23 protein-coding genes are annotated in these 23,015 nt (G+C 59.4%); 5 read left to right on the plus strand and 18 right to left on the minus strand.

Annotation, left to right across the window (positions count from 1 at the left end; all coding sequences use genetic code 11):
- Positions 1–67: 67 nt before the first annotated feature.
- Positions 68–1,039, plus strand: coding sequence for a magnesium and cobalt transport protein CorA (locus tag ACIGDJ_RS21920; RefSeq protein ID WP_101157431.1), 972 nt, complete (start codon positions 68–70; stop codon positions 1,037–1,039).
- An 82-nt stretch (positions 1,040–1,121) separates the two neighbouring features.
- On the opposite strand, the gene ACIGDJ_RS21925 is transcribed toward ACIGDJ_RS21920, so the two are convergent.
- The 3 genes from ACIGDJ_RS21925 to ACIGDJ_RS21935 all read right to left on the minus strand — a co-directional run bounded on the left by ACIGDJ_RS21925 (position 1,122) and on the right by ACIGDJ_RS21935 (position 5,311).
- Positions 1,122–1,844, minus strand: a complete 723-nt coding sequence (locus tag ACIGDJ_RS21925) for an amidotransferase (protein WP_101157433.1) — start codon at positions 1,842–1,844, stop codon at positions 1,122–1,124.
- Positions 1,845–1,936: 92 nt separating this feature from the next.
- A complete protein-coding gene (locus ACIGDJ_RS21930; RefSeq protein WP_397479570.1) occupies positions 1,937–4,081 on the minus strand; it encodes a 3-hydroxyacyl-CoA dehydrogenase NAD-binding domain-containing protein in 2,145 nt (714 codons plus the stop codon).
- Positions 4,082–4,105: 24 nt separating this feature from the next.
- Positions 4,106–5,311, minus strand: a complete 1,206-nt coding sequence (locus ACIGDJ_RS21935; protein WP_397479569.1) for an acetyl-CoA C-acetyltransferase — start codon at positions 5,309–5,311, stop codon at positions 4,106–4,108.
- Positions 5,312–5,930: 619 nt separating this feature from the next.
- Here ACIGDJ_RS21935 and ACIGDJ_RS21940 point away from each other — a divergent pair.
- Complete coding sequence (locus tag ACIGDJ_RS21940; protein WP_397479581.1) at positions 5,931–6,710, plus strand: c-type cytochrome; 780 nt, start codon at positions 5,931–5,933, stop codon at positions 6,708–6,710.
- A gap of 117 nt (positions 6,711–6,827) precedes the next feature.
- Here ACIGDJ_RS21940 and ACIGDJ_RS21945 read toward each other — a convergent pair whose 3' ends face one another.
- From ACIGDJ_RS21945 to ACIGDJ_RS21990, 10 genes are all read right to left on the minus strand, one after another.
- Complete coding sequence (locus ACIGDJ_RS21945; RefSeq protein WP_397479568.1) at positions 6,828–7,631, minus strand: transglutaminase N-terminal domain-containing protein; 804 nt, start codon at positions 7,629–7,631, stop codon at positions 6,828–6,830.
- Positions 7,628–8,578, minus strand: coding sequence for an alpha-E domain-containing protein (locus ACIGDJ_RS21950; protein WP_101157446.1), 951 nt, complete (start codon positions 8,576–8,578; stop codon positions 7,628–7,630). The genes ACIGDJ_RS21945 and ACIGDJ_RS21950 overlap by 4 nt, the downstream gene beginning before the upstream one ends.
- A 12-nt stretch (positions 8,579–8,590) precedes the next feature.
- On the minus strand, positions 8,591–10,000 hold the full coding sequence (locus tag ACIGDJ_RS21955) for a circularly permuted type 2 ATP-grasp protein (protein ID WP_397479567.1): 1,410 nt from the start codon (positions 9,998–10,000) through the stop codon (positions 8,591–8,593).
- Between the two features lie 477 nt (positions 10,001–10,477).
- Positions 10,478–10,825: a ribonuclease E inhibitor RraB gene (locus ACIGDJ_RS21960; protein WP_101157450.1), complete on the minus strand. Its 348-nt coding sequence runs from the start codon at positions 10,823–10,825 to the stop codon at positions 10,478–10,480.
- Between the two features lie 209 nt (positions 10,826–11,034).
- A complete protein-coding gene (locus tag ACIGDJ_RS21965) occupies positions 11,035–11,268 on the minus strand; it encodes a hypothetical protein (RefSeq protein ID WP_041479357.1) in 234 nt (77 codons plus the stop codon).
- 222 nt (positions 11,269–11,490) lie between these two features.
- Entirely contained in the window at positions 11,491–12,366 is an 876-nt protein-coding gene (gene speE / locus ACIGDJ_RS21970; protein WP_016773785.1) for a polyamine aminopropyltransferase, read from the minus strand.
- Between the two features lie 244 nt (positions 12,367–12,610).
- Positions 12,611–12,802 carry a PLDc N-terminal domain-containing protein gene (locus ACIGDJ_RS21975; RefSeq protein WP_101157458.1) on the minus strand — a complete coding sequence of 64 codons (192 nt, stop codon included), beginning with the start codon at positions 12,800–12,802 and terminating at the stop codon, positions 12,611–12,613.
- Between the two features lie 71 nt (positions 12,803–12,873).
- Positions 12,874–13,404, minus strand: coding sequence for a hypothetical protein (locus tag ACIGDJ_RS21980; protein ID WP_101157460.1), 531 nt, complete (start codon positions 13,402–13,404; stop codon positions 12,874–12,876).
- A gap of 134 nt (positions 13,405–13,538) precedes the next feature.
- Complete coding sequence (locus ACIGDJ_RS21985) at positions 13,539–14,057, minus strand: ankyrin repeat domain-containing protein (RefSeq protein ID WP_101157462.1); 519 nt, start codon at positions 14,055–14,057, stop codon at positions 13,539–13,541.
- A 96-nt stretch (positions 14,058–14,153) separates the two neighbouring features.
- Complete coding sequence (locus ACIGDJ_RS21990) at positions 14,154–15,992, minus strand: long-chain-acyl-CoA synthetase (protein ID WP_397479566.1); 1,839 nt, start codon at positions 15,990–15,992, stop codon at positions 14,154–14,156.
- Positions 15,993–16,376: 384 nt separating this feature from the next.
- Between ACIGDJ_RS21990 and ACIGDJ_RS21995 the strand changes: the two genes are divergently transcribed.
- Positions 16,377–16,655, plus strand: coding sequence for a DUF3509 domain-containing protein (locus ACIGDJ_RS21995; RefSeq protein WP_016773780.1), 279 nt, complete (start codon positions 16,377–16,379; stop codon positions 16,653–16,655).
- 126 nt (positions 16,656–16,781) lie between these two features.
- Here ACIGDJ_RS21995 and mtnC read toward each other — a convergent pair whose 3' ends face one another.
- The 5 genes from mtnC to aroC all read right to left on the minus strand — a co-directional run bounded on the left by mtnC (position 16,782) and on the right by aroC (position 21,001).
- The gene (mtnC, locus tag ACIGDJ_RS22000) at positions 16,782–17,465 is read right to left on the minus strand and encodes an acireductone synthase (protein ID WP_101157466.1); all 684 of its coding nucleotides are present in this window, start codon (positions 17,463–17,465) and stop codon (positions 16,782–16,784) included.
- A 4-nt stretch (positions 17,466–17,469) separates the two neighbouring features.
- Positions 17,470–18,015 carry a 1,2-dihydroxy-3-keto-5-methylthiopentene dioxygenase gene (locus ACIGDJ_RS22005; RefSeq protein WP_397479565.1) on the minus strand — a complete coding sequence of 182 codons (546 nt, stop codon included), beginning with the start codon at positions 18,013–18,015 and terminating at the stop codon, positions 17,470–17,472.
- Positions 18,016–18,106: 91 nt separating this feature from the next.
- A complete protein-coding gene (locus ACIGDJ_RS22010; RefSeq protein WP_101157468.1) occupies positions 18,107–18,733 on the minus strand; it encodes a methylthioribulose 1-phosphate dehydratase in 627 nt (208 codons plus the stop codon).
- Complete coding sequence (locus tag ACIGDJ_RS22015) at positions 18,730–19,875, minus strand: MFS transporter (RefSeq protein WP_397479564.1); 1,146 nt, start codon at positions 19,873–19,875, stop codon at positions 18,730–18,732. Before ACIGDJ_RS22015 ends, ACIGDJ_RS22010 begins: the two co-directional genes overlap by 4 nt.
- A 34-nt stretch (positions 19,876–19,909) precedes the next feature.
- A complete protein-coding gene (aroC, locus tag ACIGDJ_RS22020) occupies positions 19,910–21,001 on the minus strand; it encodes a chorismate synthase (protein WP_397479563.1) in 1,092 nt (363 codons plus the stop codon).
- Positions 21,002–21,131: 130 nt separating this feature from the next.
- Between aroC and ACIGDJ_RS22025 the strand changes: the two genes are divergently transcribed.
- Together ACIGDJ_RS22025 and ACIGDJ_RS22030 are read left to right on the plus strand one after the other, a co-directional pair.
- Complete coding sequence (locus tag ACIGDJ_RS22025; RefSeq protein ID WP_101157553.1) at positions 21,132–22,085, plus strand: alpha/beta hydrolase; 954 nt, start codon at positions 21,132–21,134, stop codon at positions 22,083–22,085.
- A gap of 99 nt (positions 22,086–22,184) precedes the next feature.
- The gene (locus tag ACIGDJ_RS22030) at positions 22,185–22,976 is read left to right on the plus strand and encodes a hypothetical protein (protein WP_313005540.1); all 792 of its coding nucleotides are present in this window, start codon (positions 22,185–22,187) and stop codon (positions 22,974–22,976) included.
- Positions 22,977–23,015 lie beyond the last annotated feature (39 nt).

Genomic DNA, 23,015 nt, shown 5'->3' on the forward strand with positions numbered 1-23,015 from the left:
GCAGCGACACGGCTAAGCTGAAGCCTTGTTTCCCCTGCCATCTGCCAAGAAGAAGTGAATTACCACCATGGGTCGAGTTGTTGCCGCTGCGGTGTACAGCGAGGGTAAGAAAGTCACCAATATTTCTCTGGACGAAGGCGCTGCCTGGGCTGCCAAACCGGGCCACTTTGTCTGGATTGGTCTGGAAGAACCGGACGCACAGGAGTTATCCAACCTGCAACGCCAGTTCAATCTCCACGAACTGGCCATTGAAGATGCGTTGGAAAAACACAGCCGACCGAAACTGGAAACCTTTGGTGACGCTCTGTTTATCGTCACCTACTCACCGGTTCGCGAAAACGGCGTTTTGCAATTCATCGAAACGCATATCTTCGCCGGCAGGGGTTACATCATCACTGCGCGCAACGGCCACTCCGCGTCTTACGCGCATGTGCGCCAACGCTGTGAAGCGCGTCCACTGTTGCTGGAGCATGGCGAGGATTTCGTTCTGTATGCGCTGCTTGATTTCGTCATCGAGAACTATCAGCCGGTAGGCGAAGCGATCCACGCCGAGATCGATGAGCTGGAGCGCAACGTGTTGTGCAGTGCTCTCAATGAGCGAGACATCCAGAAGCTGCACGGTTTACGCCGAGACGTGGTGCGCTTGCGTCGGTATGCGGCGCCGATGGTGGAAATCGGCGAAGAGCTGCAAAAGCTCAGCTTCCCGTTCATCGACAAGAACATGCGCCCGTATTTTCGCGATGTGCAGATCCACGTGACGCGGCAGATGGAAGACCTGAGCACGCTGGCGGACATTGCCAGCCAGACCATCGAGATCGGTGTGCTGCTTGAGGCCTCCCGGCAAAGCGTGGTGCAGCGCAAGTTCGCGGCATGGGCGGCGATTCTGGCATTCCCGACAGCGGTGGCGGGCATTTACGGGATGAACTTCGAGAATATGCCGGAGTTGACCTGGCATTACGGTTATTTTGCGGTGCTGGGGTTTATTGCGGTGGGTTGTGTGAGCTTGTGGGCGAGCTTCAAGCGATCGGGGTGGTTGTAGAAAAGAAAGATCGCAGCCTTCGGCAACTCCTACAGAATTTCGATGTGGGAGCTGCCGCCGCGATCTTTGGAACTTGCAAGTGTCAGGCAGCTTCCGGCTTGTGCGCCACAAACCGCATCATCCACTCAGCGACCGTAGCGCCGTGATGCTCCTGCTCAAGGCTGGCAACACCCTTGCTGTAGATCTGCGAACCCAGCGCTTCCTGCCGTAGTTCAAGCAGTGCGCGCGAGTAATCGTGAATGAACTCCGGGTGACCCTGGAAGCACAGCACTTGATCGTTGATGTGATAAGCCGCGAACGGGCAGAAATCGCTGGAGGCGATCACCGTCGCATTCTCCGGTAGCTCGGTCACTTGATCCTGGTGGCTGATCAACAGTGTCAGCTCCTCGCGCACCGGGCTCATCCACGGAGCCTTGGCCGCCAGCTTGTAGCTGTGGGTGCCGACGCCCCACCCCTGGGATGCTCGCTCACTCTTGCCCCCAAGCAGCAACGCCAGCAATTGATGGCCGAAGCACACGCCGAGCAGTTTGTCGCCGCGCTCGTAGCGATTCAAAAGATAAGTCTTGAGAGTTTGAATCCACGGATCGGTACCGAACGAGTCGGCCTTGCTGCCGGTGACCAGGTACGCATCGAAAGTCTGATCGTCGCTTGGGTATTCGCCCTTCACCACGTTGTAGACAGTGAACTCAGCGGCGATCGGTTGTTGCGAAAACAGGCGCTGAAACATCTGCCCATAGCCCTGATACTGATCGATCAGCTCGGGGCGCAGGATGTCGGTTTCGAGAATGCAGATGCGCAACGGCATAAAAAATACCTGACAGGTGATGGGAATAATGAACACCCCAGAGCCTGCCCTGAAACACCAGGCCAAGGCAAGCCCCGAAATGCCCGCTTGCCTTAGAACATTTCACCTTTCGCCGCTTTATCCAGCAGCAGCGCTGGCGGCGTAAATCGCTCGCCATATTGCTCCGCCAGATATTGCGCACGGGCGATGAAGTCCTTCAGGCCATACTGGTTGATGAACTGCAGCGCACCGCCGGTCCATGCGGCAAACCCAATGCCGAAGATTGAGCCGACGTTGGCATCCGCCGTCGAGGTCAACACGCCCTCCTCCACACAACGCACGGTTTCGATGGCCTGCACAAACAACAGACGATCACGCACATCCTTCGCTGGAATCTGTCCGTCGGGCTTCTCGAAACGCGTCTTCAATTCGGGCCACAGACGCTTTGAGGTTCCCGCCGGGTACTCATAAAAGCCGCCTCCGGCAGCTTTGCCTGATCGCTTGAATTCATTGAGCATCAAGTCAATCACGGCGAAGGCCGGATGCTCGATCGGCGTTTGCCCCTCGGCCTGCAGGTCCCTGGCCGTTTGCAGACGGATATGGCTCATCAGACTGAGGGAAACTTCGTCGGAGATTGCCAGAGGCCCGACCGGCATCCCGGCCTTGCGCGCTTCGGTCTCGATCATTGGCGCGCTGACGCCCTCGCCCAGCATGGCGATGCCTTCGTTGGTGAACGTGCCGAACACCCGCGAGGTAAAGAAGCCGCGACTGTCGTTGACCACGATCGGAGTTTTCTTGATTTGCAGAACGAAATCGAAACCGCGAGCGAGAGTTTCGGCGCTGGTCTGCGCACCTTTGATGATTTCCACCAGCGGCATTTTTTCTACCGGACTGAAGAAATGCAGACCGATGAATTTGCTTTGATCGGGCACCGCCGTCGCCAGACCGGTGATCGGCAGCGTCGACGTATTGGAAGCGATCACCGCTTCGCCACCCGCTACCTGTTGCGCGGCGGCGGACACCTTGGCTTTGAGTTGGCGATCTTCGAACACCGCTTCGATGATCAGATCGCAACCGCCCAGATCGGCATCGCTTTCGCTCGCAACGATGCGCGCCAGCACCGCTTCGCGCTGTTCGGCAGTCATTTGACCACGGGCGACTTTCTTATCGAGCAGCGCCGCGCAATGCGCTTTGCCCTTCTCGGCAGCGGCGAGGTTGATGTCCTTGAGGACGACGTCGATACCGGCCGAGGCGCTGACGAATGCGATGCCCGCGCCCATCATGCCGGCGCCAAGTACACCCACCTTCTGCGTTTTATGAGGCGCAAAACCTTGCGGCCTTGAACCGCCAGCGTTGATCTCGTTCAACTGGAACCAGAACGTGCCAATCAGGTTTTTCGAGATCTGCCCGGTCGTCAGTTCGGTGAAGTAGCGGGTTTCAATCAGGTGCGCGGTGTCGAAATCGACCTGCGCGCCCTCCACCGCCGCGCACAGAATCTTCTCCGGCGCCGGCAGCGTGCCCTGGGTTTTCGCGCGCAGGATCGATGGCGCGATCGCCAGCATCTGCGCCACTTTCGGGTTAGACGGCGTCCCGCCGGGAATCTGGTAACCCTTGACGTCCCAGCGCTGCACTGCCGCCGGGTTGGCGATAATCCAGGCGCGCGCCTTGGCCAGCAGCTCATCATGATTCGCTGCCAGTTCATCAATCAGCCCGGCCTGCAACGCCTGTTGCGGGCGCACCTTTTTGCCTTCGAGCAGATACGGCAGGGCTTTTTCGATGCCGAGCATGCGCACCATGCGTACGACTCCGCCACCGCCCGGCAACAGCCCCAGCGTCACCTCCGGCAAACCGAGTTGCAGCGAGGCATCATCCACGGCGATGCGGTAATGACAGGCCAGGCAAATTTCCCAACCACCACCCAGCGCAGCGCCGTTGATCGCCGCGACCACCGGCCTACCGAGGGTTTCCAGGCTGCGCAACTGCGCCTTGAGCGTCAGCACCATGTCGTAGAAGGCTTTGGCCTCGGGCTTGCCGACCTTGATCAGTTCATTGAGGTCGCCGCCGGCAAAGAAGGTTTTCTTCGCAGAAGTGATGATCACCCCGGCAATGCTGTCTTTTTCCGCTGCCAGGCGAGCAACGCAAGCGGCCATGGCCTCGCGGTACACGGCGTTCATGGTGTTGGCGCTCTGGCCCGGCATGTCCATGGTCAGCACGACGATACCGTCCTGGCCTTTTTCGTAACGAATGGCTTCGCTCATAACAGGGTTCCTTGAAGTCGGGGCTCAGAGCCGTTCGATGATGGTGGCGATGCCCATGCCGCCGCCGACACACAGCGTCGCCAGGCCGTAGCGCAGATGTCGCGCTTCGAGCTCATCGAGCAGGGTGCCGAGGATCGCGCAACCGGTGGCACCCAGCGGGTGGCCCATAGCAATCGAGCCGCCGTTGACGTTGACCTTGTTCGGGTCAACCGCCATGTCCTTGAGGAACTTCAACACCACCGAGGCAAACGCTTCGTTGACTTCGAACAGGTCGATGTCCTGCACACGCAGTCCGGCCTTGGCCAGCGCTTTGCGCGTCGCCGGCGCCGGGCCGGTGAGCATGATGGTCGGATCGGTACTGGTAACGGCTGTGGCGACGATGCGCGCTCGCGGCTGCAAACCCAGCGCGCGGCCCTTGGCTTCGGAGCCGATGAGCATCAGCGCCGCGCCGTCGACGATCCCGGAACTGTTGCCAGGCGTGTGCACGTGGTTGATCCGCTCGACATGGCTGTAGACCCGCAACGCCGTGGCGTCAAAGCCCATCTGCCCGATCATTTCGAAACTCGGCTTGAGCTTGCCCAAGCCTTCGAGGGTCGATTCGGCGCGAATGAATTCATCGTGATCAAGGAGGATGATGCCGTTCTGGTCCTGCACCGGCACCAGCGACTTGCTGAACGAGCCGTCAGCCCGCGCGCGGGCCGCTTTCTGTTGCGAATGCAGGGCGTAGGCATCGACGTCCTGCCGGCTGAAGCCTTCGAGGGTGGCAATCAGGTCGGCGCCGACGCCTTGGGGGGTGAAGTGGCTGTGCAAATTGGTCTGCGGATCCAGGGCCCAGGCGCCGCCATCGCTGCCCATCGGCACCCGTGACATCGACTCGACGCCACCGACCACCACCAGCTCCTCGAATCCTGAACGCACTTTCATCGCGCCGAGATTCACGGCTTCCAGACCTGAAGCGCAAAAACGGTTGATCTGCACGCCGGCGACACTGACGTCCCAGTCGGCCACTTGCACCGCCGTTTTGGCGATGTCCGAACCTTGATCGCCAATCGGCGTGACGCAGCCGAGGACGACGTCATCGACCTGACTGGTATCGAGCGCGGTGCGCACCTGCAAAGCACTCAGCAAACCCGCCACCAGGTTGACCGGTTTAACGCTGTGCAGCGCACCATCGGCCTTGCCTTTGCCGCGCGGGGTGCGTAAGGCATCGAAAATCAAAGCTTCAGTCATGACGTCCTCGAACCTGATCTATGGTCGCTTCACTTTCGCCCCGAGCAGACTGCCAGGCAATGACCACATTGCTCAAAGCGCTTGACGCACACGCTCAGACGGACGGTCATCGGGTCTCAGGTGAACCGGTTCAGGTCACCGAGTTGTCTAGCCAGCGGGCGGCGAAGAAGCTGGCAATACGCCTCATGTGTTTTTTAAAGCTTTTCGCGAGCGCTCCATATGAAATGGATCTAAGCCACCGCTGACGTGGGCCCTAAGGTGAACATGTACGCCATCGTCGTCGGGTTTTGCCGAGACGGGCGTCCTCCAACAGGAAGTGCAACGCATGCTGTCAGGGATATGCGGTCAGGCATGCATCAGGAAATAACAATAAAGGCGGTCAAGCCATGTTCAAACAACCGAAAGTACGTCAAGCAGGACTCATTCTTTTTGCCACGACGCTGTTGTTGATCTTGCCGAATCTGACCAAGGTCATCGGCTGACTCAAGCGGCGCGTGCTGTATATCGCCACTGAAAATGTGACTGGCCCGCTACCCGGGCCAGCGTGGTTGTGCCAACCTTTGCGCACTCCCCCGACACGGACGGCGATCATTTGAAAACGCTCATTGCGCTCGCAGCCATGCTGCTGAGCTTGCCCTTGGCTGCCGCACAACTGGACCTGCAGTTAGGCGCAAACAGCCGCACCTGGCAGACCGAGGAATTACTCAAGCATCCTCAAGTGCAAACCCTCACGATCAACAATGATGTTTCCTACAAAAAAGACATGACCTATCAAGTTGTGCCTGTGGCAGCGCTGCTGATCGGCGTCAAGCCCGAAGATCACTTGCAAGCGGTGGCGCTGGACGGCTTTGCCGCAGAATTGGCGGCTGCGCCGTTGCTTGACAGGGACGGCGCACGAGCATGGCTGGCAATCGAGGATCCGGCGCAGCCGTGGCCACCGTTGTCGGCGGGCAAGCATAGCGCCGGGCCGTTCTATCTGGTCTGGACTGATCCGCATGCCGGCAATATCAGCCCCGAACAGTGGCCGTTCGAAGTCGCCAGCATCAAGTTGATGGCGCCAGTGGCCCAGCGCTTCCCTGCCCTGCTGCCGGATCGTGCCTTGAAGGCCGATGATCCGGTGAACCAGGGTTTTGCCTTGTTTCAGAAAAACTGCCTGGCGTGTCACCGGTTGAATGGTGCCGGGGATGCGCAGTTCGGGCCTGATCTGAATATTCCGTATAGCCCGACCGAGTATTTCGGTGCTGATTTCTTGAAGCGTTACATTCGCGACCCGCAGAGTTTGCGCCAGTGGCCGCAGGCGAAGATGCCGGGGTTTTCGACGCAGGTGTTGCCGGACGGGGATCTCGAAATGCTGGTGGGCTATCTCATGCACATGGCCGGGCGCAAAGTTAAACCCTGATCAGCAGAAAACTTTGCAGGAGCTGTCGAGTGCAACGAGGCTGCGATCTTTGATCCTGTTTTTTACAGATAAGATCAAAAGATCGCAGCGTGCCGCAGCTCCTACAAGGCCCCGCAATTACTGTTGCTGCACGGAAATTACCGGCGTCGGCGAGACGAACACCTTCGCGTGCATCTGCTCGCAGCCACCGCCCCGGCGCATGCCACGTACCGGGCAGGCATCAAGATAATCCAGGCCCACCGCCAGTTTGAGATGTCGTTCGGGGCGTGCCAGCTGGTTGGTCACGTCGAAGCTGTACCACGCGTCATCCAGCCACGCTTCCGCCCAGGCATGGCTGGCCAGATGCTCGCAATCTTCGCTATACAGATAACCCGACACGTAACGCGACGGCACGCCGAGGCTGCGCGCGCAGGCCAGAAACGCATGGGTATGATCCTGACAAACCCCGGCGCGACCAGCGAATGCTTCTGCGGCGCTGGTGTCGACTTCGGTAGAGCCAGGGGTGTAGGTCATGTACTGATTCAGGCCATGCATCAAGTCGATCAGCGCGGTGCGATCACGGCGTTGCTTGCAGTTTTTCTCTGCAAACTCGCGCAGGGCTTCGTCGGCTTCGGTCAGCCGCGTGAAGCGCAGGAAGGGCAGCGCTGACTGGCTTTCGTGTTCGGCCTCGCGCAATTCATCAATATCGACCTGACCACGGGCGCCAATAATGATCGCTTCGTGCGGCTCGTCCATGGTCAGCACATGCAGGATGTTGCCAAACGGATCGAGCTGCGCTCGCACCGGACGCGGCAGGTCGAGTTGCCAACTGAGTACATGCTGACGCTCGCTGTCGTGGGGAGTCAGGCGCAGGTACTGGATGCTCGCCCGCACCTGATCTTCGTAGTGATAGGTGGTCTCGTGACTTATGGAAAGTCTCATGCAGCCTCCAGATAGGAACTGTGAATGGCGTTGCCCAACTGGCGCACCAGCGGAATGAATTCAGTCAGCCAGGCGTGCAGGCCTTCTTCGAGGATCTCGTTGATGCCGGTGTAGCGCAGGCGAGCGTCCATTTCCGCCGCCAGGCGCTGTGCGGGGCGGCCATTGGCGCCCGGCAACTGCGCCAGGATCTGGTCGATTTCTTCGGTACAGGCACGCAGCGAACGCGGCACATCGGCGCGCAACAGCAGCAATTCGGCGACATGCCGGGCGCCGGGCGCATCGCGATAAATTTCGGTATAGGCCTCGAACGACGACAAGGCTCGCAGCAGCGCACTCCACTGGTAATAGGCATGGGCCGTGCCATCGCTGACCGCTTCGGCCTGATCGCCGGCCATTTCGTAGCGGGCATCGAGCAGACGCAGCGTGTTGTCCGCGCGCTCGATGAACGTGCCCAGACGAATGAAGCGAAACGCGTCGTTACGCATGATCGTGCCGTAGGACGCGCCACGAAACAGGTGCGAACGCTCCTTGATCCATTCGCAAAAACGGCTCATGCCGTAGCGGCTCAGGCCCTGTTCGGCGATCCCGCGAATTTCCAGCCAGGTCGCGTTGATGTTTTCCCACATGTCCGCAGTAATTCGCCCGCGTACCGCATGGGCACTGGCCCGAGCCGCGCCGAGGCAGCTGTAGATGCTGGCCGGGTTGGCAGCGTCCAGCGCAAAGAAATGCAGCAGCCTTTCGGCGTGCAGATCGCCGTGGCGTTCAAGGTAATCCTCGAGAGTGCCGGTAATCAGCAACGGCATGGCGAGTTCGTGCAGACCGTCGCCGCGCCCGTCCTGCGGCATCAGCGACAGCGAATAACTGATGTCGAGCATGCGCGCGAGGTTCTCCGCACGCTCCAGGTAACGCGACATCCAGTACAGATCCGAGGCAGTTCTACTTAACATGGCAAGCTTCCTTCAATCCTCGACTACCCAGGTGTCCTTGGTGCCGCCGCCCTGAGACGAATTCACCACCAGGGAGCCTTCACGCAACGCAACACGCGTCAACCCACCGGGCACGACTCGGGTCTCGCGCCCGGACAACACGAACGGGCGCAGGTCGATATGGCGCGGCGCGATGCCGTTTTCGACAAACGTCGGACAGGTCGACAGCGACAGCGTCGGTTGTGCGATGTAGGCATGCGGTTTGGCTTTGATGCGCTCGCGGAAGGCATCGATTTCCGCCGTCGTCGCGGCCGGCCCTACCAACATCCCATAGCCGCCGGAGCCTTGAGTCTCTTTGACCACCAGTTGCGCAAGACTGGCCAGTACGTGGGACAGTTCAGACGGATTGCGGCATTGCCAGGTCGGCACGTTTTTCAGAATCGGTTCTTCGTCGAGGTAGAAACGGATCATGTCAGTGACAAACGGGTACACCGATTTATCGTCCGCGACCCCGGTACCGATGGCATTGGCCAGCACCACATTGCCAGAGCGATAGGAGGACAGCAGCCCCGGCACGCCGAGCATCGAGTCAGGGTTGAACGCGAGCGGATCCAGGAATGCGTCGTCGAGGCGACGGTAGATCACGTCGACCGCTTTCGGGCCGTCAGTGGTGCGCATGAACACCTTGTCGTCACGCACGAACAGATCCGCGCCTTCCACCAGTTCTACGCCCATTTCCCGCGCCAGAAACGCGTGCTCGAAAAACGCGCTGTTGAAGCGGCCCGGCGTCAGCACCACCACGCTGGGATTGTCGATCGGGCTTGAGCTTTTCAGGGTGTCGAGAAGCAGGTTCGGATAGTGATCAATAGGCGCAATGCGCTGGGCGGCGAACAGTTCGGGGAACAGGCGCATCATCATCTTGCGGTCTTCGAGCATGTAGCTCACGCCGCTGGGTGTACGCAGATTGTCTTCGAGGACGTAATAAGTGCCATCGCCATCGCGCACCAGATCGACGCCTGAGATGTGCGAGTAGATGTCGCGGTGCAGATCCAGGCCCTGCATCGCCAACTGGTATTGCTCGTTGGCCAGCACCTGTTCGGCGGGAATGATCCCGGCTTTGATGATGCGCTGCTCGTGGTAGAGATCGGCGAGAAACATGTTCAACGCCTTGACCCGCTGAATACAGCCGCGCTCGACTATCCGCCATTCACTGGCGGGAATGCTGCGAGGAATCGTATCGAACGGAATCAAGCGCTCGGTGCCCTGCTCATCGCCATAGAGCGTGAAGGTGATACCGGCACGGTGAAACAGCAGATCGGCCTCGCGGCGGCGTTGCGCGAGCAACTCGTCAGGCGTCTCGGCCAGCCAACGGGCAAATTCCCGGTAATGCGGGCGAACCAGGCCGCCAGCATCGTACATCTCGTCAAAATAGGTGCGGATCATGCCGTACTCCTTGTCACTCCGGACATACAGGCCTTCGCAAGGCCCGTGCCATCGGCATAAACGCTTTGATATCAATCGGTTGTAGATCCACGCAAAAGGCAGCGCACCATTCCTGTGCGGCAAATGCCCCGGCCCGATTGCCCCCGCTTCATTGCGACGCATTGCATCGCCTATCACCAGCATAGTCAGAGTTGATTTCACTGCCCGGCCGCGCCTGCGGATAATCCGCGCATTCGCTGCAAAACTTCACCGGCAAGGTGCGGCGACGTAGCCAGCTCAATTGATCTGAACTGCCTTGGCAGCCCCGTCCCGCCAAGACTTCACTGCATAACCGTCTTCCCTTTTAGCCACCCTCTCCGGTGGCTTTTTTTTGCCCGGGATTCTTGTTTCAGGGTTTTGCCGCAGCGATGTGCACAGGCCAGAAACGACAACGGCCGACCCGAAGGTCAGCCGTTGCTCGACAGACAATGCGCAAGATCAATTCAAGCGGTAACGATTGCGCACCTCCTGCTTCACGCCCCAACCCTCGATGATGCCGCCCAACGGCTCGACCACGGCGGAGAAGCCCTGTTCAAAATCGCCGATGTCGTCATAGGTTGCGTACATCACTTTGCTCAATTCCAGCGACCAGGCACCATCGTCGCGCGCACTGACCTGGGCATTGATGGACTCGCCACGAAATTTGCCTGCTGCCCTGCGCGCCCGCTCCTCGTCCGGGAAAATCGCGTAGAACTCGATGGGATGGAACCGGGAAAAATCGAAACCGCCTTCTTTCATGCGGCGCAGAACCTTGCTGCTGATGTCTTCTTGATAGGCTGTGCTCATGAATCGTCCCCCTCGATTGATGGATAGACTTTCCGTATTCCCGCCCCGGGCCTTTTGGCCTAAGTACTACGGCAACGTGGTTGCGCGCGGGAAACAAGCATGTAGCTGACAAGACCAGACCTTAGCGATCCATTCGCTGATCTCGCTTGCAGAGTAGCCCCAAGAGAGCGCCGCTGCCAAGGTCTGGTTTACGAGATGACAGGAAGTGTTCAGACAGGTGTGATGCTGCGGATTTCGATGCCGTTCTGGGTTTTGAGGTTTTTCACCCCGGCATCGGCGGTGCGCCCTTCCAGATCGTTGAGATCCAGCTGGGCGGCGACCGGAAGAAGCCGCTCCTTGATGAGCCGCGCGGCTTCATCATCGGACGGGCATTCCTCACGTTCGAAGACTTCATCAACAATTTCGCCGTGATCATCCACGAAAGTGACTTTCCACTTTTGCATCAGTGCCTCCTCGATCAACCCGTAAATGGGCTTACCTCTATCTCGACTTTTTCGCACGATAGTTGGTTCAAAAGGATTACAGCCGTGATCGTGAAAAACGCACAGACAAATGTGCGAGCGGGCTTGCTCGAGAATCGGTGTGCCAGTCACATCAATGTCGAATGGCACGGCCTCTTCGCGAGCAAGCCCGCTCCCACAGGGAGGGACTTTTGCAGGGTCGTCTTAGTCGTTGCTCGGCTTGTTGACTGCTTGCAGCACGTATTGCGGCAGAGCGAATGCGCCGATGTGGATCTCCGGATTGTAGTAACGCGTGACGATGCCGCTGCCGATGAAGCGCTGCTGCAGGGTTTCACGGCTGAGCTTGCGGTAGGCCGGGTTGGTCGAGCCCCAGGCGAAGGTCATCGAGCCGCCGATGTAGGTCGGCACGGCGGCCTGGTAGAAGTGCCAGTCCGGGAACAGACTGCGCAGGCGACCGGCGGTGGTTTTGACTTCGTCGATCTGCATGAACGGTGTGCCGTTCTGGGTGACGAGGATGCCGCCTTCGTTCAGGCAGCGGTGGCACGCCTGGTAAAAGTTCTCCGAAAACAGCACTTCGCCCGGGCCGATCGGGTCGGTGGAGTCGGAGATGATCACGTCGAATTTTTCAGTGGTGGTGGCGACGAAACGCATGCCGTCATCGATCACCAGGTTCAGGCGCGGGTCGTCGTAGGCACCGGCGGAATGGTTCGGCAGGAATTCCTTGCACATGTCGACCACGGTGCCGTCGATTTCGACCATGGTGATGTGCTCGACGCCGGCGTGCTTGGTCACTTCGCGCAGCATGCCGCCGTCACCACCGCCAATGATCAACACGCGCTTGGCAGTGCCGTGGGCGAGGATTGGCACGTGGGTGAGCATTTCGTGATAGATGAATTCGTCAGCTTCGGTGGTCTGGATCACGCCGTCCAGCGCCATGACCCGGCCCATGCGCGGGTTCTGGAAGATCACCAGGTGCTGGTGCTCGGTGCGCACTTCGTGCAGCAGTTTTTCCATGCGAAAACGCTGGCCGTAGCCTTCGTAGAGGGTTTCCAGGTACTCGCTGGTCTTGGTGACGGTCATGGTCAGGTGCTCCGATAAATGCGCGGGCGTCATCGTGGGGACGATTGCCCGGGAAAGGCGCGCATTCTACGTTGCCGAAGATGACAGGTCGAACCTCACAACCACAATTCCTGTAGGAGCTGCCGAAGGCTGCGATCTTTGATCGTTCCCACGCTCTGCGTGGGAATGCAACTGGGGACGCTCTGCGTCCCAAAAAGATCGCAGCCTTCGGCAGCTCCTACAGGGTATTGCGGTGTTAGCTGATTCAGATCCGCACGTTGCCCCGTGGCCCGGCAATCGCCCAGATGATCAGGCCGAGCACCGGCAGGAAGATGATCAGCAACACCCAGACGATTTTCATCCCGGTGGAGGTGCCGCTTTTCAGTACGTTGATGATGGCCCAGATGTCGAGGGCAAGAATGATCAGACCAATCAGACCGTTGAACGTGGAACCCATGGTGTCGCTCCAGAATAGTGGCATGCACTTTTAGGATAGACGGTCGCGCGCAGGGTTCCCTTTTATTGCGTTCAGACGTGAACGGCCACCTTCAAGGCTTCCAGCGCCGGCGCAGCGGCGATGCCAATCTCGGCGCATAACTCGAGCACGCGCGGCACATCGTTCCCGTAGACAAGGACCATCTGCAGCTCATCGTCGAGCAATTGGCTGAAGTTCATCAGCGTGTAACCGCCGTTTTCCTTGTTCAGGCTACTCATCTGCACCTGGATGCGGTTGAGTGCAGTCAGCGCTTCGGTCTTGGCCAATTGTTTGGATTTGAGGTTGAAATCCACACCCGGGCCAAACGAGGCAACGATTTGCGCGAACAGATCGACGTAGGTGTCGGCCTGGAACAATACGGTTTCCGGCAGGCTGCCGACCACCACCCACTCACCCAGCGGAATCGGGAAGGTGTCGTCGTAGTTGATGTCCGGATTGGCTGCCAGAAACGCATCGGCATCAGCGTAGGCCTGCGCGGCTTCGTCGGCGACTTTCAGGATCTCGTCCTCGCCCATGCAGCCGGAGCTGATTTTGCTGATGAGTTCGACGAGTGCGGCTTTCATGAGGGCGGATCCTGTGGCGAAGGTAGATTTTGCGGGCGCGAAGAATAGCGCAGAAAAGCAAAACATCGCAGCCTTCGGCAGCTGCTACAGATTCTGCGTTTGACCGAGTACAGGCTGCGATGTCTTGACGTTTATCAAGCCAACAACTTCTCCAGCTGCGCAGTGGTATCCACCGCGCCCATGGTTCGCGCCGCATCCAGCGCGGTTACGCCATTGGCGTCCCTGGCTTGTGGATCAGCGCCCTGGCCGATCAGGTAATCGACGATTTCAACGCGGTTGAACATCGCCGCCATCATCAATGCCGTGCGGCCATCGAACGAGGAACCTTCGATCTCGGCGCCCGCCTCGACCAGTGCTTTGACTACCGCCAGGTCGCCTTTGAAAGCTGCACCGGCAATCGGGCTCTGGCCATTGCCATTGCGCATTTCCGGATCGGCCTTGTGTTTAAGCAGAACCTTCACCGCATCGATATGGCCGTAGTAACTGGCAAGCATCAGCAGCGTGTCGCCCTTGCTGTTTTTCAGGTTCACCGGCAGCCCGGCGGTGACCAGGCGATCAAGCATTTCGGCATCACCGTCGCGCGCCTTGTTGAAAACCTGCTCAGTGAATTCGGCAGCTTCTTCAGGGGTCATCTGGCGGCTTTGGTCGGACATGGGGCACTCCATTTTCGGTCTATCGGAAGGCCGACAGTTTCCCGAGCGCGACGGTGGCTGTCACTTGGTTTTTTCCGAGCGCCCCAATAGCCACACTCAATATCGATGTTTGCCTTGTTGAATTTCAGTGAGGATTTGCTCACTGACATGCACATAGGTTTCGCTGCCAGGCAGCCAGGCGAAGATCGGGTCATCGCCCGTGAGTCCGGGGTCAAAGCCCTCCTTTTTCAGGCGAGTCTTCTGGTATTTGAAGGTCCCGGTGGTTTCCATTTTTACTTTCACCCGCAAGAACAACGGCACGGCATAAGCCGGCATGCGTTGCCGGGCAAAACTCAACAGTTCGGCAAAATCCAGCGTGGCCAGGGATTCGGCGGGCGTGATCGCCGCCATTCCCGCACGTCCGTTGGTATTGGGGATTTCTACCCCATAGGCCACCGCTTCAGAGATCAACGGATGCTGCAAGAACAGGTTCTCGACTTCGGTGGTCGAGACATTTTCGCCCTTCCAGCGATAGGTATCACCGAGGCGATCTACGAACTGCGCGTGGCCGAAACCGATGTTGCGCAGCAGGTCGCCGGTGTTGAAAAAGCGATCGCCCTTGTTGAACACATCGTGCAGTACGACGCGGGCGGTTTTCTGCGGATCGGTGTAGCCGTCCAGCGGCGCCTTGTCGTCGATCCGCGCCAATAGCAGGCCCTGCTCGCCCTTGCCGGCCTTGCGCATGAAACCATCCTCGCCGCGCAACGGCTCGCCACTGTCGTGATCGTAGGCAACCAGCTCCCAGGCCATCAGCGAGAAACCGACGGTGTTGTCGAAATTGAGGATATTGCTGAAACCGATATTGCCGTCGCTCGCCGCGTACAGCTCACAGATGTGCTCGACGGCAAAACGTGTCTTGAACGCGGCCCAGGCACCGGGGCGCAGGCCGTTGCCGATCATCTTGCGCACCTCGTGACGGTTGTCATCGGCGCTGGCCGGTTGCTCGACCAGGTAGCGGCACAGTTCGCCGACATAGCCGATGGTGGTGGCGCGATACCGGCGCACATCATTCCAGAACTGGCTGGCGCTGAATTTGCGACGGATGGCGAAGCCAGCAGCGCCATTGACCGCCGACCCCCAGCACACGCAAAGGCCTGTGGCGTGATACAGGGGCAAAGTGCAGTAGACGACATCATCCGGGCGCATATCGAGGGCGATCATGCCGAAGCTCGCCGAACTGCGCATCCAGCGCCCATGTTTGAATACCCCGGCCTTGGGCAGGCCGGTGGTGCCTGAGGTGTAGATGTAGAAGCATGGATCGTCGAAGAAGATCTGTGCACTGCTTGGCGGGTTATCGCTGCAGGCGTCGGCACTGGCACTGATCAGATTGACGTAACCTTCGGGCGCGATGCCCGGATGGCTGTAGGTGTCGTGATCAGCGACAAACCAGGTGCGCGGTGCTGCGATGGACACCTGGTCACGCACGCCGGCATAGGCCGCAGTCAACTCTTCGCCGACCACGATGGCGACCGGCGAGACCAGATTGATGCTGTGGATAAGCGAGTCGCGCATCAGCGAGGTATTGAGCAGCGCACTGACTGCGCCGAGTTTGGCCAGCGCCAGGATCGTCACCAGCAGTTCCGCACGGTTCTCGATGAAAACCGCGACCACATCGCCTTTGCCAACGCCCTGCTCGCTCAGGTAATGGGCGATGCGATTGGCCCACTGGTTGGCCTGAGTGTAGGTCAATGCAACGTCATCCTGCAGTAACGCCACGCCGTCTGGATTGCGCAGCGTCGCTTGCTCGAAAGTCCAGCCCAGGCCACACGTTTGGGTGGGATCAGTGACGTTGGCTGCCTTCATGCCTTTGACCACCCGGGGGATGGCCTTGGCGATCATCGGCAGCTTGCGGAGCATCATGCCCCAGGTAATCGTGTCGCTTGGCGCATGACGCATGAAAGCTCCCCGTTCGACCCGGGCGTGCGGGTCGCTGTTCTTGTTATCGGGTAATGGCAGCGACCGACGTTTGTGTCGAGGGTCGAGAGGGAAAGTACGTCAGCGCTCGCGGGGCTGTACACGCGGTTTTTGCAATGATTTGTATCCCGAGACACCGGTGGGGAAAGCGCTGATTCTGGTACGGACGTTTGGTTCCGTTCTGCCAGGAAAAATCACGCAAAATGCAGGATGCACGATGGCCATTCATGCAGATTGCACGACGCCTGCAAAATGCATTGCTTGTAAAATGCTGATTTTAAAGGGATTTATTTATCATCAATGCTGGCACAAACGCTGCAACTACCTCCGCATGCTTGCCATTCAAGTACATACGGAGCTGATGACATGAGCCTGATTCAAGAAAAATTTACATCGCTGTTCTCCAACTACGAAGTCAGCACTGCCCCACGTCCTGACGGTGGCATCCTGCTCACTCTGCGTAGCAGCGACGGCAAAGTCTTCAAACGCGCACTCTCGTATCAGCAACTGCATGCCGGTGACCAACTGTCGTGGGCGATCAGCGCGATCCGCCGTGACCTGGCCGAACAGGCCAGCGAGCTGCCGCAAATTGCAATGCTGCAGAGCCAGCAGCGTTTTGCTCTGCCGACCTATCACTCGCTGTAATCAGCCTTAAACAAAAAAATGTGGGAGCGGGGCTTGCCCGCGAAAGCGGTGTATCAGCCGACAGAGATGCTGGCTGATACACCGCTTTCGTGAGCAAGCCCACTCCCACATTTCGTTTGGATTAACTCAGAACGCTTCCGGTTCGATTCCAGTAAAAGTGTCCACCGTCACGTGCCCTGCCAATTCGCCGCCTTCACGCGCCAGGCCGCAGGTTTTCAGTCCGGCTGACTGCGCAGCGTCGAGCTCTTCGACGATGTCCGACAGGAACAGGATTTCGTCTGCCTCGACACCTATGGCCTGCTGAATATTGCGATAGGACTGCGCCTCACGCTTGGCGCCCGATGTCGTATCAAAATACCCGCTGAACAGCGGCGTCAGATCCCCGGCCTCCGAGCATCCAAAGATCAGCTTCTGCGCCTGGATCGAACCGGACGAGTAAACAAACAGCTGATAGCCCGCCGCATGCCAGCGTTGCAATGCTGCAACGGCATCCGGGTAAACGTGCCCTTTCAACTGCCCGGCCCGGTACCCCTGCGCCCAGACCATGCCTTGCAAGGCCTTGAGTGGCGTGGCTTTGCGATCCTCGGCGATCCAGCTCAAGAGGATTTCAACAACCCGTTCAACATCGGCCTGCGGCTCAAAGCTGTCGCGGCGCACGGCGTCGAGCTGTTCGGCGACATCAGCACGCGAAGCGTTCTGGCGCACAAAGTCCGGCAAATGTTTGGCGGCGTAGGGGAACAGCACGTCAAACACGAAACTCACCGCGCTGGTGGTGCCTTCGATGTCGGTGAGAATTACTTTGATCGACACGGTTTCAGTCCTCCAGACGCGGAAAGCGGCCGGCGATGTCTTCGCCGGTGAAATTGGCAACCCAGCCTTCCGGGTTGTTGAACAGACGGATCGCCACGAAATGCGGATGCTCGCCCATGTCGAACCAGTGCCTGGTGCCGGCGGGAACCGAGATCAGATCGTTCTTCTCACAAAGCACGGCGTAGACGTAATCGTCGATGTGCAGGGTAAACAAGCCACGCCCGGCGACGAAAAATCGCACCTCGTCTTCGCCATGGCGGTGTTCTTCGAGGAACTTGGCGCGCAATTCGGCTTTCTGCGGATGATCGCTGTTGAGGCTGATCACATCGACGGTGATGTAACCGCGCTCGGTCATCAGCTTGTCGATCTGTTCCTTATAAGCACTGATGACTTCTTCCTGACTGGCGCCGGGCTGGATCTTCGTGGCGGCTTGCCAGCGATCGAATCGCACGCCTTGCTCGGCCAACGTCGAGGCGATGTCTTCGAAATGGGTCAGCACCTTGTTGGGAATCTCGGGGCTGGAAACGTGATAAACGGACAGGCTGCTCATGGGCAAATCCTCGGTAGCGGCGGCGCCGTCCGGCTCTTGAAGGCCGGTCGGGCGCGGCATGTCATCAGGCAAACGGCTGTTTCTGGTGAACTCAGCCTTGGCGGTTCATGACGCTGCGGGTTTTCAACTCGCATTCAAACAGGAATTCAAAGGCCTCGATCTGCCGCAGCGCGTCGCTCATCTGCGCGCCCCAGGTGTAGAGACCATGGCCGCGAATCAGATAACCGACGCAATCAGGATGGGCGTCGAGCCAAGGCTGCACCTTGGCGGCGAGGCGCGCAATGTCCTGATCGTTGTCGAAAATCGGTACACGCACCCGCGATTCATGAGTGGAGATGCCGCTGAAGGCTTTCTGCAATTCGTAGTCTTCGAACTCGATGAAATCTTCCGGGGTCAGACGCGACAGCACCGTGGCATTCACCGAATGAGTGTGCAGCACCGCACCGATCTCCGCGCGCCAACTGTAGAGCTGGGTGTGCAGCAAGGTTTCGGCGGAGGGTTTCTTGCCCGGCTCCAGGCTATTGCCGGACAGATCGGTGGCGAGTACGTCATCCACACCCAACTGGCCCTTGTGCTTGCCCGACACCGTCAGCAACGCTTCGCTTGGCGACAGGCGTGTCGAATAGTTGCTGCTGGTGGCTGGCGACCAGCCCCGGCCATAGAGAAAACGCCCGGCGTCGACGATCTGCTGGGCGAGCTGTTCACGGGTAAGGCTCATGGCCTGTCCTCTTGCATGCGTGTGGCAATGATAACGGCAGCGGCAAGCGCTGCGAGACTGGCGATACTAAACGTCAATGTTGGGCCGAGGGCGTTCCAGCTGTAACCGGAATACAGCGCGCCGAACGCTCCCCCGGTGCCGGCCAGTGCCGCGTAAAGCGCCTGGCCCTGGCCTTGCTGGCGGGCGCCAAAACTACGTTGCACGAAAGCGATGGCAGCCGCGTGAAAACTGCCGAAGGTCGCGGCATGCAGCACTTGGGCGAACAACAGCACCCAGAGAAATTCCGCAAACGAACCGAGCAACACCCAGCGCAACGCCGCCAGCAGAAAACTCGCCAACAGCACGCGCCGCAAGGAAAATCGCGCCAGAATGCGACTCATGGCCATGAACATCAGCACTTCCGCCACCACGCCCACGGCCCAGAGCATGCCGATGACGCCACGGCTGTAACCGAGGCGTTCAAGGTGCAGAGTCAGAAAGGTGTAATACGGCCCGTGGCTCACCTGCATCAGCGCGACGCAGGCATAAAACGCCAACACGCCGGGATGGCGCAATTGCTTGAGAAAGCCCTCACCCGCCAGCCGACTGCCTTGCGCCGGCTGCGCATTCGGCACCCACAAACTGCTGAGGACGATGCCAGCCATGATCAGCACCAGCGCCGCCGGATAAATGTCCAGACTGAGCCATTCGAACAGCCGCCCCAGCACCACCACGGTGATGATGAAACCGATCGAGCCCCACAGGCGAATCTGGCTGTAGCGCGACGTCTGCCCTTGCAGATGCGCGAGGGTGATGACTTCGAATTGCGGCAGCACCGCATGCCAGAAGAATGCATGCAGGGCCATGACCATCGCCAACCAGGCGTAGGTCTGGCTGACGAAAATCAGCGAAAAGGTCAGCAACGTGCACACCGCGCCAAAGCGCACGATGGCCAGACGCCTGCCAGTGTAATCGCCGAGCCAGCCCCAGATGTTCGGCGCCACACAGCGCATCAGCATCGGAATCGCCACCAGCTCGCCGATACGGGCGGCGCTGAAGCCGAGGTGATCGAAGTACAGCGCCAGAAACGGCGCTGTCGAACCGAGCAAGGCGAAATAGAACAGATAGAAACTGGACAGCCGCCAGTAAGGAAGCGCCGCCACGCCGGTTATGCCGCGACGGCTTTGAGCGCAGCCATCAGAGCTGGCCCAGCACCGGCGTGCTCACGCGCACATCGGCGTTCTGCCCACGGTGACGCAGCAGGTGATCCATCAGCACGATGGCCATCATCGCCTCGGCAATCGGCGTCGCGCGGATACCGACGCACGGGTCGTGACGGCCCTTGGTGATCACGTCGACCGGGTTGCCATTCACGTCGATCGAGCGGCCCGGCGTGGTGATGCTCGAGGTCGGTTTCAATGCCAGATGCGCAACGATCGGCTGTCCAGACGAGATGCCGCCGAGGATCCCGCCGGCGTTGTTGCTGAGGAAACCTTGCGGCGTCAGTTCATCGCGGTGTTCGGTGCCGCGCTGGGCGACACAGGCGAAACCGGCGCCAATCTCGACACCTTTGACCGCGTTGATGCTCATCAGCGCGTGGGCCAGTTCGGCATCGAGGCGGTCGAAAATCGGCTCGCCAAGACCGGGCATCACTCCTTCAGCGACCACGGTGATCTTCGCCCCGACCGAGTCCTGATCGCGACGCAACTGATCCATGTAGGCTTCCAGCTCCGGCACCTTGTCTGGATCAGGACTGAAGAAGGCGTTTTCTTCCACCGAATCCCAGGTCTTGAACGGAATTTCAATCGGGCCGAGCTGGCTCATGTAGCCGCGAATGACGATGCCTTGGCTCGCGAGGTATTTCTTTGCGATCGCGCCGGCCGCCACGCGCATCGCGGTTTCGCGCGCCGAGCTGCGACCGCCGCCGCGATAGTCGCGTTCGCCGTATTTGTGATGGTAGGTGTAGTCGGCGTGAGCCGGGCGGAACAGATTCTTGATTGCCGAATAGTCCTTGGACTTCTGGTCGGTGTTGCGGATCAGCAGGCCGATCGAGCAACCGGTGGTGCGGCCCTCGAACACGCCGGAGAGGATTTCGACTTCATCGGCTTCCTGGCGCTGGGTGGTGTGGCGGCTGGTCCCCGGCTTGCGGCGATCGAGGTCGCGCTGCAGGTCTTCCAGAGAAATCTCCAGGCCCGGCGGGCAGCCGTCGACAATGGCGACCAACGCCGGACCATGGCTTTCGCCAGCGGTGGTGACAGTGAACAACTTGCCGTAGGTATTGCCGGACATGCAGGACGCTCCGTGAAATCAAACCCGAATTCTTGATGCGCGCCAGTATACGCAGGCTAACCGAGTAGTTCATCCTCGAACCTTAGCGGTGCTGGCGAGTCCAACCGGCACCTTGACCAATGATGGCGTGATGATGCTGCGAGTTCTGATCTTGAGTCTTACCCTCTTTACCGGCTTTGCCCAAGCGACAGTCCTGCAACGCCCGGTCACTCTGGACACCGGCAACGGCGAACTTTTCGGTTCGCTGTTGCTGCCCAAGTCCGACAGCCCGGTGCCGATTGTTCTGATGATTTCTGGCTCAGGTCCTACAGATCGCGACGGAAACAACCCGGACGGTGGACGCAATGACAGCCTCAAACGTCTGGCCTGGGTGCTGGCCAAACACAACATCGCCAGCGTGCGCTACGACAAGCGCGGCGTCGCGGCGAGCCTGGCGGCCGCGCCTGATGAACGTAATCTTTCAGTAGAAGGCTATGCGGCGGATGCCGTGGCGTGGGGGCAAAAGCTCAAGGCCGACCCGCGTTTCGGCAAACTGATCCTGCTCGGCCACAGCGAAGGCGCGCTGATCGCCAGCCTCGCTGCGCCGAAGCTGGACGCGGCGGCGGTGATCTCGTTGTCCGGCAGTGCGCGGCCGGTCGATCAGGTGATTCGCGAACAATTGGCGCGCAGCCTGCCGCCACCACTGATGCTGCGCAGCAACGAACTGCTCGACAGCCTCAAGGCCGGCCACACCGATGACAACGTGCCGCAACCGTTACAGGTGATCTTTCGCCCGAGCGTGCAGCCGTATCTGATTTCACTGTTTCGTCAGGATCCCTCGCAAGCTTTTGCACAGCTGAAAATGCCGGCATTGATCGTCCAGGGCAGCAACGACATCCAGGTCGGCACCGAGGATGCGAAGCTGCTCAAGGCGGCGAAACCGGACGCGCAACTGACGGTGATCGAAGGCATGAATCACGTGCTGCGCATCGTCCACAACGACATGAAGCGGCAACTGGCCTCCTACAAGGACCCGAATTTGCCCCTGGCCGCCGAACTGGGCGCTGCCGTCATCGACTTTATTGAGGGAATTCGTGCAAGTTAACTGCCTTTTACCCTCCAGCCTCGCAGAAAACGGCCGATAAGCCTTTGTCGCCAGCGCAACGTCTGGCGGCAAGCAGGGCTTGGACAGGATCTCGCCGTTATGACTGAAACCCAGACTTCACCCGACATCAGCGCCGAAAAAGATGCGCCACCCGCAGTCGAGCTGCCGTGGGCGGACGTTCAGGCCGAGCACCACAAGATGCTCCGTCTGGCGCCGCTGCAGACCGATCGCAATACCGGTGGCCGGCCGTTGCGCTTCGTCGAATTCGGTTACGCCGAGCGCAACAGCAAAGAGCGCAGTCTGATGCGCATGGCGATCAAACTGCCGAACCAGCGCGTGCGCAAAGAGCAGAATCATCTTGATGTGTGGGTCGACCACGCTGCAAAACGCGTGAGTTTCGGTCCCGACAGCGGCTTGCAGATTGAACCGCTGAATCGCGGCATCGGCCGCTTCATGGCCGCGCAAGGCATCAACTGGGCAAAGAAGCGCTGGCCGGGATACACCGTTGAAGCCATGGACTTGAACAACAAGGACGCGCTCAACGAGGACACTCGCTTGCGTCGTGACCACTTTCTGCGCGTACACGGTTTTGATGTGGCTTACGCCGACGCGCAGCATTTGAAAGGCAGCATCAAGGCTGTGCAGGTCGGTGATCTGCTTGGTGACTGGAACAGCGAAAAACTGCAGATCGTCGAGATTCTGGAAGCCGCGCAGATGCTGCAGCAGGCCGAGCAGAATCTGGCCGAACAGGAAGTGAAGCTGAAGAAGCAGGAAGAGAAAGTCAGCAAGTTCAAGCGTGAAGATGCCGGTTTGCGCTTCACCATTACGTGTCTGGTGGCGTTTGCGGTGTTTCAGGCGGGGTTGTTGATCTGGATTGCTACACACCGGTAGATCAAAAGATCGCAGCCTTCGGCAGCTCTTGCACTGGAC

The organism is Pseudomonas sp. NPDC079367, assembly GCF_044542195.1.
Taxonomy (GTDB): Bacteria; Pseudomonadota; Gammaproteobacteria; order Pseudomonadales; family Pseudomonadaceae; genus Aquipseudomonas.

Bases quoted from the DNA above. Each gene is read 5' to 3' on its own strand.
- ACIGDJ_RS21930 (WP_397479570.1), bottom strand. From the start codon at position 4,081: ATGAGCGAAGCCATTCGTTACGAAAAAGGCCAGGACGGTATCGTCGTG.
- ACIGDJ_RS21945 (WP_397479568.1), bottom strand. From the start codon at position 7,631: ATGAGACTTTCCATAAGTCACGAGACCACCTATCACTACGAAGATCAG.
- ACIGDJ_RS21950 (WP_101157446.1), bottom strand. From the start codon at position 8,578: ATGTTAAGTAGAACTGCCTCGGATCTGTACTGGATGTCGCGTTACCTG.
- ACIGDJ_RS21985 (WP_101157462.1), bottom strand. From the start codon at position 14,057: ATGTCCGACCAAAGCCGCCAGATGACCCCTGAAGAAGCTGCCGAATTC.
- ACIGDJ_RS21960 (WP_101157450.1), bottom strand. From the start codon at position 10,825: ATGAGCACAGCCTATCAAGAAGACATCAGCAGCAAGGTTCTGCGCCGC.
- ACIGDJ_RS21965 (WP_041479357.1), bottom strand. From the start codon at position 11,268: ATGCAAAAGTGGAAAGTCACTTTCGTGGATGATCACGGCGAAATTGTT.
- ACIGDJ_RS21980 (WP_101157460.1), bottom strand. From the start codon at position 13,404: ATGAAAGCCGCACTCGTCGAACTCATCAGCAAAATCAGCTCCGGCTGC.
- ACIGDJ_RS21920 (WP_101157431.1), top strand. From the start codon at position 68: ATGGGTCGAGTTGTTGCCGCTGCGGTGTACAGCGAGGGTAAGAAAGTC.
- speE (WP_016773785.1), bottom strand. From the start codon at position 12,366: ATGACCGTCACCAAGACCAGCGAGTACCTGGAAACCCTCTACGAAGGC.
- ACIGDJ_RS22030 (WP_313005540.1), top strand. From the start codon at position 22,185: ATGACTGAAACCCAGACTTCACCCGACATCAGCGCCGAAAAAGATGCG.
- ACIGDJ_RS21940 (WP_397479581.1), top strand. From the start codon at position 5,931: ATGCTGCTGAGCTTGCCCTTGGCTGCCGCACAACTGGACCTGCAGTTA.
- ACIGDJ_RS21935 (WP_397479569.1), bottom strand. From the start codon at position 5,311: ATGACTGAAGCTTTGATTTTCGATGCCTTACGCACCCCGCGCGGCAAA.
- ACIGDJ_RS22010 (WP_101157468.1), bottom strand. From the start codon at position 18,733: ATGAGCCTTACCCGTGAACAGCTCGCCCAGCAGATCGTCGACGCCGGG.
- ACIGDJ_RS21955 (WP_397479567.1), bottom strand. From the start codon at position 10,000: ATGATCCGCACCTATTTTGACGAGATGTACGATGCTGGCGGCCTGGTT.
- ACIGDJ_RS21990 (WP_397479566.1), bottom strand. From the start codon at position 15,992: ATGCGTCATGCGCCAAGCGACACGATTACCTGGGGCATGATGCTCCGC.
- ACIGDJ_RS22005 (WP_397479565.1), bottom strand. From the start codon at position 18,015: ATGAGCAGCCTGTCCGTTTATCACGTTTCCAGCCCCGAGATTCCCAAC.
- ACIGDJ_RS22025 (WP_101157553.1), top strand. From the start codon at position 21,132: ATGATGCTGCGAGTTCTGATCTTGAGTCTTACCCTCTTTACCGGCTTT.
- ACIGDJ_RS21925 (WP_101157433.1), bottom strand. From the start codon at position 1,844: ATGCCGTTGCGCATCTGCATTCTCGAAACCGACATCCTGCGCCCCGAG.
- aroC (WP_397479563.1), bottom strand. From the start codon at position 21,001: ATGTCCGGCAATACCTACGGCAAGTTGTTCACTGTCACCACCGCTGGC.
- ACIGDJ_RS21975 (WP_101157458.1), bottom strand. From the start codon at position 12,802: ATGGGTTCCACGTTCAACGGTCTGATTGGTCTGATCATTCTTGCCCTC.
- ACIGDJ_RS21995 (WP_016773780.1), top strand. From the start codon at position 16,377: ATGAGCCTGATTCAAGAAAAATTTACATCGCTGTTCTCCAACTACGAA.